General features: G+C 69.1%; 5 protein-coding genes, 1 tRNA gene and 1 pseudogene. 2 read left to right on the top strand and 5 right to left on the bottom strand.

The features are described from left to right. Positions 1-1,207 precede the first annotated feature (1,207 nt). Complete coding sequence (locus ACQ0O7_RS11350; protein WP_430781921.1) at positions 1,208-1,663, top strand: hypothetical protein; 456 nt, start codon at positions 1,208-1,210, stop codon at positions 1,661-1,663. A 191-nt stretch (positions 1,664-1,854) separates the two neighbouring features. Then, a pseudogene (locus ACQ0O7_RS11345) lies at positions 1,855-2,808 on the top strand (IS630 family transposase); the annotation flags it as partial. A 53-nt stretch (positions 2,809-2,861) separates the two neighbouring features. On the opposite strand, the gene ACQ0O7_RS11340 reads toward ACQ0O7_RS11345, so the two are convergent. From ACQ0O7_RS11340 to ACQ0O7_RS11320, 5 genes are all read right to left on the bottom strand, one after another. Then, positions 2,862-2,945: transfer RNA gene (locus tag ACQ0O7_RS11340), tRNA-Leu, on the bottom strand. A 54-nt stretch (positions 2,946-2,999) separates the two neighbouring features. Further along, on the bottom strand, positions 3,000-5,510 hold the full coding sequence (locus ACQ0O7_RS11335; protein WP_430781920.1) for a CHAT domain-containing protein: 2,511 nt from the start codon (positions 5,508-5,510) through the stop codon (positions 3,000-3,002). A 10-nt stretch (positions 5,511-5,520) separates the two neighbouring features. Further along, positions 5,521-5,997 carry a hypothetical protein gene (locus tag ACQ0O7_RS11330; RefSeq protein WP_430781918.1) on the bottom strand — a complete coding sequence of 159 codons (477 nt, stop codon included), beginning with the start codon at positions 5,995-5,997 and terminating at the stop codon, positions 5,521-5,523. Continuing rightward, the gene (locus tag ACQ0O7_RS11325; RefSeq protein WP_430781916.1) at positions 5,997-6,557 is read right to left on the bottom strand and encodes an RNA polymerase sigma factor; all 561 of its coding nucleotides are present in this window, start codon (positions 6,555-6,557) and stop codon (positions 5,997-5,999) included. Before ACQ0O7_RS11325 ends, ACQ0O7_RS11330 begins: the two co-directional genes overlap by 1 nt. After that, positions 6,557-8,215 carry a S8 family peptidase gene (locus ACQ0O7_RS11320; RefSeq protein ID WP_430781915.1) on the bottom strand — a complete coding sequence of 553 codons (1,659 nt, stop codon included), beginning with the start codon at positions 8,213-8,215 and terminating at the stop codon, positions 6,557-6,559. The genes ACQ0O7_RS11325 and ACQ0O7_RS11320 overlap by 1 nt, the downstream gene beginning before the upstream one ends. Between the last annotated feature and the right edge of the window lie 140 nt (positions 8,216-8,355).

Genomic DNA, 8,355 nt, shown 5'->3' with positions numbered 1-8,355 from the left:
ACGACAAACTCGCCGTCAGGTTCCAAGCCGTCCTGACCATCGTCATCATCTGCGAGTGGCTCTGACCGGCTTATGAAACACGCCTTAGGGCACGCGACTACGTAGCTTTTCCGGAACGGTCGTGAACGTAGGCCCGCTAGATTTGAACTGCTCCTCGTTCGGCTGGATCCAGTCGGTGAATGTCGCACACTCGAGTCGATTCAGCCGAGGGGTCCAAGGGTCGTCAGGTCGAACACTTTGCGCGGCATCGTTTTGGGCCAGCTCAGGGCTCAGGTGGGCGACGGGTTTAGGTGGGCGACGGGTTTAGGAAAATGGTTTTCCTAGTGATCTGGTAGACGCGTTGGCGGCTAAGGCCACCGAAGCGGATTCGGAGTTCGCTGTTCCCCATGAAGAGGCTCGGTACCTGACCTCTTGGAATAGGGCAATCGCACTTAGTAGTCAATTGAGGCGGTTTGCTCTGTCAGTGCTGGCCATTGAGGCTCAGGACTCCACCTGTATGGACGAACTGTCGAACGGTGTGCCAGCCGGCGGTAGACGGGTGCAGTCGACGGGCTACTCGCGCGGGTGCGGATGAGCCAGGCGAGACAGTCCGGGTGCGGGCGGTCGGTGACGTGCAGCCAGGCACCGCCGGGAATCAGCGGCGGAGGCGTAATCGTGGTTGCAGATTCTCGACGGGCGTGTACGACGTTCAGCGCCTGGGCGATCATGTCGGCAAACCCGATCGGCAGCGTCGGAAGGCGTAGAAGGTGCTCGAACATGTTGACGGCCATCGCCGGGTAAGCACGTCGCAGGATCCGCTGAGTAGACCTAGCGGGATACCGAGAAAGCGGGCCCGGGTCATCCTTTCAGAAAACTCACAGTGAACGCTATTTTCCCCACCATGAAAACAGGACCAACGGCCTTTTGAGAGCTGCGCCTTACGTCGGACCGGCGGCCGGTAAATCAACAGGCAAGGTCTGGCGACGACGAGCTGCGACCATATCAAGAACGACCGGGCGGGCAGCGGGCCGAATATTCGCGGCGCGTGTCTGACGGTGTTGTCCCACCGCCAAATCCTGGCGCGCACCGGAACTGCGGTTCTACGATCGCCGTCACGGCAACCGGTACGACCCGGCGGCCGTAGGCGACGCCGAATGGAAGGCACAGACGGCGTCCGACGCTTGCCGCCGAGCGATGCTGCTCCTGCCGGGCAGATGGAAGGAGAAACGTGACTAGTTCAGTGGGAGAGCCGCAGGTCAGCACGCTGCGGCTACCTGGCATCGGATATCTGCTGCAGTGGCGAAGCGACGGTTTCTGGCGCGAGCTTAACGACGCACAGTACCGAGATGAAGCCGCTGGGGTGTTCATCCCCGGCGAGGACGACTGGGCCGCGTGGACCGGTTTAGCTCAGCCACACGCACGCGGCGGTGAGTGGAACCGCGTCGCAGCATGGTGGATGGTCTACGGAGAGCTCCCCGGCGAGCAGGCGCCAGAAGTGGCGCTGGCGGCCGGCACCCGCCCACCGGTGCAGGTCCTCGGCCAGGTGTGGGCCTGCGAATGGCACGCCGTCGCCCAGCCGGTGACCGTGCACCTGCAAGGTCAGCAGTTCGTCCTGCCCTTCACGGAACCGGCGTACCGCGGTCGCGGCACCGACACGGTGTCCGGGCCGGGATGGTTTCGGTAGCTTGAGTTTTTACGTGTGGCTGGGTGGCATCGACCCTGGCTGATCATGGAGACAGCTCTTGATCGATCATCTTCTTGCCTGGTGTTCTGAGTCGTTAAATCGATGTCGGTGGGTACGTGTGGTGGATGCCTTCTCCGATGGCCGTTCCGATCGTGCTCACCGACGACGAGCGTGAGCAGTCGCTCGCCTGATCGCGTCGGCCGTCGTCAGCCCAAGCCCTCGCCGCCCGATCGCGGATCGTGATCCACAAGTGGCGTAACCGGTTCGCCTCCCACCGTCTCGACGGACTCGTCGACGAACCCCGCCCCAGTCGGCCCTGCACGATCGCTGACGCCGACGTGGAACGGGTGATCACCACGACCCTGAAGACCACGCCGAAGGACGCCACCCACTGGTCGACCCGGTCGATGGCCGCCCACACCGGCATGTCACAGACCGCGATCTCGCGGATCTGGCGGGCGTTCGGCCTGCAACCACACCGCCAGGACACCTGGAAACTGTCGAAGGACCCACAGTTCATCGCCAAGGTCCGCGACGTCGTCGGCCTCTACCTGAACCCGCCCGAACGCGCCGTCGTGCTCCGCGTGGACGAGAAGTCCGAGATCCAGGCCCTCGACCCGACCGCACCAATCCTGCCGATGATGCCCGGCACCCCCGAGCGGGCCACCCACGACTACGTCCGGGCCGGCACCTCCAGCCTCTATGCCGCCCTCAACCTGGCCACCGGCAAGGTGATCGGCTCCCTGCATGCCCGGACCAGGGCGATCGAGTTCAAGAAGTTCCTCCTCACCCTCGACCAGCAGGTCCCCGCAGCCTTGGACGTCCACGTCGTGCTGGACAACGCCTCTACCCACAAGACCCCGGCTATCAAGCGGTGGCTGGCCGCCCACCCGCGTTTCGTCCTGCACTTCACCCCGACCAGCAGTTCCTGGCTCAACCTCGTCGAACGCCGGCTCGCCGAGCTGACCACCAAGAAGCTGCAACGCGGCACCCACCGCAGCGTCCGCGAGCTCAACACCGACATCCGGCAATGGATCGAGACCTGGAACGACGACCCCAAGCCCTACGTCTGGACCAAGACCGCCGACCAGATCCTCGACTCCATCGCCCGCTACTGCGGCCGAATCAACGACTCAGGGCACTAGAAACACTGAAGGCCGAAATCGTCTCTGACGACTTCGGCCGTGTGCTTAACGTGTGTCCGAGGGGGGACTTGAACCCCCACGCCCGTTAAGGGCACTAGCACCTCAAGCTAGCGCGTCTGCCATTCCGCCACCCGGACCTGCCCTGCGCCGATAATCTAGCAAGCCGATCATGAGCGACTTCCGGCGGGGCTTCAGCCTGCTCCGAAGCATACGAACGGAGCCACCACGTCTGGTGGGATGGCCTCGGCCAGCGCCCTCGCCGGCGGAACTCCGGACGCCAACGCGCGGTGGTAGGCGGTCATCACCTCGGCCGAGACCGGGTCGCTCACCCGGGCCACACTCGACACCACGTTCGCGGTGCCCGCGTACAACAGGGCGGCCGTGAAGCCCAGCATCTCGTCCCCGGGACGGACAACCGAGCGGCCCACATCGCACGCCGACAGCACCACATGCCGGGGGGCGACGGTCAACTGCTGGATGTCGTACGCCATCAACGGCCCGTCCACCAGGTCCAGACAGGAGAACAGAACGTTCTCCCTCTCGTGATGCCCGTGCGCCGCGAAATGCGCCACCGCCACCCCGTTCAACCCCCGCAGCGTCTCCCCCACCGTCGCCGCCGAACCGGTCAGCACCCGGCTACCGGGGTACACCGAGGCGACCTGCGCGACCTCACTCGACGCGTACCGCAGATCGGGTCCGGCGACCAGCAACGGCCCCGCACCGGACAGCGGAACCGCAACCCGCCGTGCGGAGATCCACGCCGACGCGGACGCCGCGACCGTCACCGGCCGCCCCCGCAACGACGGCAGCAGCCCCCACGGAATCCCGGACAGCTGCCGAGTGGGCACCAGAACCAGCTCCCGGTCCCCCACCCACCCCGCCATCGGCACCATCAACTGCTCGTCCACGATGCGCAGGGCAGCGAGAAACGACGACCGGATGACCGCCTCGATCGCGGCGGGAAGCCCTCCACCGGCAAGGACGTCCAGATCAGCCGACAGCCGGGCGACCGCCTCCCCCACCACACCGTGCGCCCCGAGATCGATCAGCCGCACTTCCCCGTCCCGCAACGCCAGCGCCCGCAGCCGCCCGTCCCGGACCAGAAAACTGACCAGGATCCGACCCGCGAGTTCCCGCTGTACGTCACCGAGTGCGGCGATCCGGTGATGCGACCCGGGCCCGTCGACCCGCCACGACCGCGCTTTGACGAACCGTTCCAGGGTCGCGCACCGGGCCGCCGACGCCTGCCCGGTGGTACGCATCCGGTATCGCAGCTGACGCAGTTCGGCCAGCGCCGCCGCCACCTCCTCATCGTCGGGCGGATGGACCGGCGGAATTTGGAACGCCTGTGCCCGCGACCGCTCCGACCAAGCGAAAACCGCCCGCGCCGACCCGCGTTCGAAGGCCGCGCCCAGCCCGAGCGCCGCCAGGTCCTGTCCGAGAACGGTCATCCCGGACTGCATGTCGACGCTGCCGAGCCGGCTGCGGTGCAGGTTCAGCGCGGACAGCCCGGCACCGGCTTCGGCCGCCACCCGGGCCCGGTCGCCGCGGGCGTACGCGAGTTCGGCCCGGGCCAGCCGCCGCATCAGGCGCAATTCGACCGGAACGGGTGCGGGGGTACGGGGAATCGCCGCGCACCGGTCCGCTGCCTGGTCGAGCCGTCCGCCGCTGACCAGGGCGCGCACTCCGACCAGGTCGGCGAGTTCGGCGTCGGGCCGGAGCCGGGCGGCGCGCAGTCCGGCGGCCACGGTGAACGCGCGCGTGGCCACCGACAGGGGCCGGGTGGCGTACGGCAAATCGGCTCGGAGTCTTGTCAACGCCGCCAGCAGGGCCCATGCCGTGTTGGAGCGCCGCCGGAATCGCCGTTCGGCCCGCCGTGCCCAGGTCGCGGCGGTGGTGTGGTCGCCGGCGTGCAGGGCGGCCTGGGAGCGCAACAGTTCGGCTTCGGCGAGTTCCTGGGTGATCCGCTGCCGCCGGGAGACGGCGATCACCTCGTCGAGGGTGCGGCCGGCTTCGGTGAACAGTCCGGCGGTGAGCAGCACCCGGGCGCGGGCGGCGGACAGCACCGGCCGGAATCCGGGGGCGTGCCGCGCGTACAACTCCTCGGCGCCGTCGAACGCGGCGAGCGCGCCCGGCAGATCGCCGGAGAGCAGGTCGCAGTAGCCGCGGTTGTGTGCCGCCTTGGCCGCGAGCATGCCCAGGTCATGATCGCGGGCCAGGCGTTCACAGTCGCGCAGGTCGTCGCGGGCGGTGTGCACCCGGCCGCCGTCGAGGTGCACCGACGCCCGGTTGAGCAGTGTGGAGCACAGCACGGTGGCGTGCCGGGGCGCGCCGAGCAGCGGGATCGCGGCGTCGAAGAAGCCGATGGCCTCGGTGTACCGGCCGATCCGGCACAGCATCAGCCCCCGCTGTTGCAGCAGCACACCGCAGTCGTCCGGGTCGACGAGGCGTTCCGCCAGGCCGAGCAGGCCGAACCCGTGGTCGGTGCGGCCCAGCTCGGTCTCGGCGTAGGCGAGGCTGATCAGCAGCCGGGCCGCGAGCGCCTCCCGGGTGGTGCGCGGCTCGGATGGCGCCATGGTCTCGTGCCAGCCGAGCAGCGCCAACCCTTCCCGCAGGTGGCGCGCGCCGTCGCCGGGGCGGCCGTCGGACGTCGCCTCGACCCCACGGCGGTGCCGGCGGCGGGCGGCGTCCTCGGCGCGCATGCCTTCGTTTCTATAGCACCAGTTCGGGGGTGGCCAAGGCCGTTTCACCGGCCAGGAAGCGGATGAAGATCCGGGCCGGGCCGGTCGGCGCCCGTTCGAAGACGAACCGGCCGTCCGGGTCGGCGACACGGTGCAGCAGCTGGTCCCCCGACTTGAGGACGACCCGGTAGGCGGCCGGCGGGGCGAGCCATCCGTCGATGCGGACCGCGCCCGGGCCCAGGCCGGCGATGCGCACGGTCAGACCGAGACCCCCGATTTCGTACGTGTGAATCCGGCCCCCCTCCCCCCGCGCCCCGGCGGCCACCGTGGTCTGCCCGGTCAGCCGCAGCACCTCGGCGTCCAGGTCGTCGAGTGCCAGCACGAACTGGATCCGTTCGACCAGCCCGTCCGGCACCGGGTCGGCGGCGGTGTAGAGGGCGGCCATCTCGGCCAGGATCGCCAGGTCGGTCTCGTCGATGAGCCCGTGCGGGTCGTCCGGTCCGGACATCACCAGCTCCATTCCGGATCGGCGGCCAGCAGCTGGCGCAGTTTGCCCAGGCAGCGTCCCCGGGTGGGGCCGATGCTGCCGGTCGGCATGCCCAGCGCCGCGGCGATCCCGGCGTAGTCCGGCCGTTCACTGAACGCGATCACCTGCAGCAGTTGGACGCACCGTTTCGGCAGTCGGGCGATGACCCGCCAGAGCACCCGGCCGCGCTCGGTGTCGGCGACCGTGTCCTCCACCGGTGCCCGCCCGTCGGGCAGTTGTTCGAGCGTGTGGTCGGCGGCGTGGCCGGTGCGCTGCTGGGCGATCTGGACGCGGACGGCCTCCCGCCGGGTGACGGTGACCAGCCACCCGGTGAGTGCTTGCGGGGTGTGGATCCGGTCCAGGTGGCCGATCAGCCGCAGCCACGTCTGCTGGACCACGTCCTCACAGGCGGCCGTGTCCAGGCCGGTCGACCGGGCGACCCGCCAGAGCAACGGCGTCAATTGGCGTACGAGGTGGTCGAGTGCCTCCCGCCGCCCCTCGACGGCATCCCGGAACACCGCGGCGAGCTGCTCGGAGGTCATCATCGGTCTCCGTCCCACGGCGGCTTGAACCGCCTGTCGTCCTTGACCGCCGTCCACGCGTCGCGTGCCGCCGTGATCCGGGCGGCCAGGCGAGTCTCCCGCGACTGGCCGCGGGCGACGGGCCGCGCGCCGAGCTTGCCGGCCAGGCATCCGGCGATTCCGGGGGTGGAGAACGAGCAGCCGCTCCAGAGCCCGAACATGCCGAGGAAGGAATCCGGGTCGTAGCCGTGCCGGCGGCCGTTGATCAGGCCGGCGGTCAGCGATCCGGAGAATCTGGGGAACGTGGTGACGACCGCGGTGCCGGAGGCGTAGCAGTCCACCCAGGCCCCACCGTTGCTGAACATCGCCGTCGATCCGTCGGGGTTGAGGGCTCCGACGGAGATCAGGGGCGCCTGGCCGGCGACGCGGAAGGTGGGGCTCAGCGCGGCCGGATAGAACTCGCGGCTGGTGGAGAAGTTGCCGGCTGCGGCCACGACGGTGACGCCCAGGCTGGTCAGCTTTCGTAGGGCCTCGGTGATTCTGCCGGTCACCTCCACCTCTTGTGGGGTCTCGTGGAAGTAGCCCAGTGACAGCGAGACGACGTCGACCATCTTCCCCGTGTCGGGGTCGTCGAGGGCCAGGCTGGTCTGCTCGGCGATGCGTTCCAGGGCCCGGCAGACGTCGGATTCGTGGGCGAACCCGTAGGGCTGCATCACCCGCATGACGTAGATCTGCGCGACCGGGGCCAACTGGCGGATGACGCCGGCGATGGCGGTGCCGTGCCCGGCGTGGGTGGAGAGGAGCCCGCGTAACGGTTCCTCGGTCTCCGGCCAGTCGCGGAATCCCACCACGCGCGTGATCGTGTCCTGGAACGTGGGGTCGACGAGGACGACCGCGTCCCCGTCCGTGATCTGCGTCGACAGCGGTGCCAGCCAGGGGTGTTCCGGGTCGGTCGCGATGCCGGTGTCGAGCACCGCGACGACCGGCCGGCGCTGGTCGTGGCAGACGGCAGGCCGGGCGGGTGGCGGCATGACCACGGTGACCGGGATCCGGCCGCTGGTTCCCGGCTGGGTGCCGTTGAACAGACCACCGAGGTCCGGACTGCCGTTGGTGGCGGTGTTGGTGCCGGTCAGCGTGCCGCTGCCGGACCCGTCCAGGCCGGAGCCGACCAGCACATGATCGAGGGTGATCCCGCCGATGATCCTGATGAGGGCGCGGGCCTGCCTCCTCTCCTCGGCGTTGCCCAGCCGCAAGCGTCGCCGGCTCGACAGCTCCTCCAGGTCCGGCACGCTCGCGCGGAGAAACTGCAGTGTCGTCCACGCGTCGACCGGGTTCTCCCGGAAGCGTCCGGTGGGCGCCAACTCGGCGACCGGATGGTCATACCGGTCGATTCTCACCCCGATCGGCGCGAGAAGACTGTTGAGCTGACGAGTCGCCGCTGGATCCCGCGGATCCGGCAGGAGGAGGACCGTGGCGCGATAGATCGTCGGCTGAGGTGTCGGGGCGTCCTGGGAGAAGGCCGCCTCGGTGGGCGACAGCACCCGGGCGCCCAGGCATTCGAGGACTTCGGCGGGAATGGCGGGCAGGACGAACCGGGCCGGAGACAGGAGTGGCTGATCCGGCGGGGCCGGCCGGTCCCGCGCCGCGCCGCCCTCGCCCGGCAGATGAATGCTGAACATTTTCGGCTCCTTTCCCGGGGTGGAGTGACGTGCCCTCATCGGTGATACCCGCGGGCACGGCCGTGAGGTAAGGCGGGGAGTTCCCGGACTCCGCCAGTTCGGGCGTGCTGTCCGGTAGCTGTCATCCCGGACCGCGCGGC

The organism is Actinoplanes sp. G11-F43, from assembly GCF_050589265.1.
Taxonomy (GTDB): Bacteria; Actinomycetota; Actinomycetes; order Mycobacteriales; family Micromonosporaceae; genus Actinoplanes.
Note: the sequence above shows the minus strand (reverse complement) of the source record. Positions and strands in the feature narration are given on the sequence as shown.